Below are 2,389 nucleotides of genomic sequence, written 5' to 3'. Positions count from 1 at the left end.
GATCGTTACGCCAAGTTTGGATCCAAAACCGAGACTCAACTAGGTAATCAATCTATCGAAACACTGAAAGAGTATTTAATGGCAAACCTAGACCAGCCAGTACGTTTAGAGCAGCTCTCTGAACTATGTGACTTATCAACCACGCAGTTCCAGCGCCACTTTAAGAACAAAATGGGCATTACACCTTATGCTTGGCTAAGTCGTTTGCGTATGGAGCAGAGCATGAGGCTCATCAAATCAGGTGTGTGTGGTACTGACGTGGCGCATCAAGTTGGTTTCTACGATCAAGCGCATTTCTCAAAGGCGTTCAAGACAACCTTTGGTGTCCCGCCTTCACAAATCAACTGAGTGTTGATTATTTACAATTGCTCTGTGTGAGATCTAGGTAAGCTAACCCATATACCAACAACAGTTAGAATCTAGCTAAGCTTTATCGAGATTAGACAATGAACGAAATCACCATCCTTATCACCCTAGCCTCTATCCACTTTATTGCTTTAATGAGCCCCGGTCCTGATTTTGCGCTTGTGGTCCAAAATGCCACACGTCACGGTAGGCAGACAGGCTTGTACATCGCGCTAGGTTTGTCGTGTGGGATTTTACTTCACTCATTACTGAGCTTGACGGGCATCAGCTACCTAGTCCACCAGCAACCAACCCTATTTGCGATTATTCAGTTAGCCGGTGGTAGCTACTTACTTTACTTGGGCTATGGTGCTCTCAAAGCAACATGGGCAACGATTCAAAGTCATGATGACGACAATCAAGCGCTCAACTCGAAAGATCTTATTCTGACCAACAAACGTGAAGCATTCTCTAAAGGCTTTGCCACTAACATCCTCAATCCAAAGGCGTTAGTGTTTTTTATCAGCTTGATGTCGAGCTTAGTTCCTGCAGATATGTCTCTGTCGGGCAAAGGCTTTGCGCTACTTATCTTGTTTGGTCTGTCGCTATTTTGGTTCTCACTATTGGCTTGGATGCTTTCAACCAAAGCACTTCAGAAAAAGCTGCATGAAGCGACCGTTTACATTGACGGCTTGTGTGGTGCGCTATTCAGCATGATAGGTTTAAGTATCTTATGGCAATCGGCTTCATCATTGATCGCCTAAATTAGAATCAAGATTACAATTCGTTAACAACGTACTGGCTAAATATCATTTCCACTGCCAATCTAGCTCTGCATATGAAAAGGAGAAGATCATGCAGTGGAAAACAAAACTAACACCCCTCGCCACTTCTACCCTACTTTTTGCCTCTCACGCCAGTTGGGCAAATCAAGCTGCCGATTCCGTCGCCCCAGAACAAAGTAGTGGTTTAGAAGCCAAGCAACTCGTCAAAGCCAACGATTGGATGGTCACAGCAGCCAACCCATTGGCAACACAAGCAGGCGCTGACGTACTTGCGCGTGGTGGTAACGCAGTAGACGCCATGGTTGCGGTGCAGCTAATGCTTGGCTTGGTTGAACCACAATCGTCTGGAATTGGTGGTGGTGCCTTCCTTGTCTATTTCGATAGTGAAGCCAAACAGCTCAAGACCTACGATGGCCGTGAGACCGCACCACTGGATGCGACGCCTCGCCTGTTCCAAGACGAAAACGGAGAGCCGCTTAAATTTTATGATGCCGTTGTTGGTGGACGATCGGTCGGTACACCGGGTACTGTTCAATTGCTGTGGGATACTCACCAGAAATACGGCAAGCTAGAGTGGGCATCACTGATAGAGCCGGTCGCTCAATTGGCCAAGAAAGGTTTTACTATCAGTCCACGCTTGGCGACGTTAATAGCCAATGACCAACAACGCCTCAGCCGTTTTGCTACGACGAAAGCCTACTTCTTTAATGCCGATGGCAGTCCAAAGACCGCTGGAATGCTTCTTAAAAACCCAGAGTACGCCGCAACACTAGAGGCCATAGCCAAAGACGGTGCCAAAGCGTTTTATCAGGGTGAGATCTCTGCTGATATCATCCACACGGTACAAACGGCGAAAGGCAATCCCGGTGTCTTGGCGCAAAAAGACTTCGACGCGTACTCTATTAAGCAGCGTGAACCAGTATGTTCCGCTTATGAGAGCTACGATATCTGTGGCATGGGTCCCCCAAGTTCTGGTGCCCTTACGGTTGGTCAAATTTTAGCGATGACCGAACAGTTTGATCTCAAATCTTGGGGACCAAACGATGCGAAATCTTGGCAAGTGTTAGCAGACGCTTCTCGCCTAGCCTTTGCAGACCGTGGCATGTACATGGCAGACCAAGATTACGTGCCAATGCCAACACAAGGGTTAGTAAATACTGACTACCTTAAAGAACGATCGCAGCTCATTACTGCAGGAAAGGCATTAGAAAGTGCGCCATCCGGCCCCCCACCTTGGGATCACGCGATGCAAAGAAGCC

The 2,389-nt window shown here is 47.4% G+C and carries 3 protein-coding genes; all 3 read left to right on the top strand.

Going from position 1 to position 2,389, the window contains the following annotated elements:
- A partial coding sequence (locus tag KIV40_RS27925; RefSeq protein ID WP_285352456.1) for an AraC family transcriptional regulator occupies positions 1 to 348 on the top strand: 348 nt, incomplete at its 5' end.
- Positions 349 to 446: 98 nt separating this feature from the next.
- On the top strand, positions 447 to 1,109 hold the full coding sequence (locus tag KIV40_RS27920) for a LysE family translocator (RefSeq protein WP_032552261.1): 663 nt from the start codon (positions 447 to 449) through the stop codon (positions 1,107 to 1,109).
- Positions 1,110 to 1,200: 91 nt separating this feature from the next.
- On the top strand, positions 1,201 to 2,389 hold a 1,189-nt coding region (locus KIV40_RS27915), incomplete at its 3' end, for a gamma-glutamyltransferase family protein (protein WP_285352455.1).

The organism is Vibrio sp. D173a (genome assembly GCF_030248475.1).
This window is presented reverse-complemented; position numbering and strand designations above follow the sequence as displayed.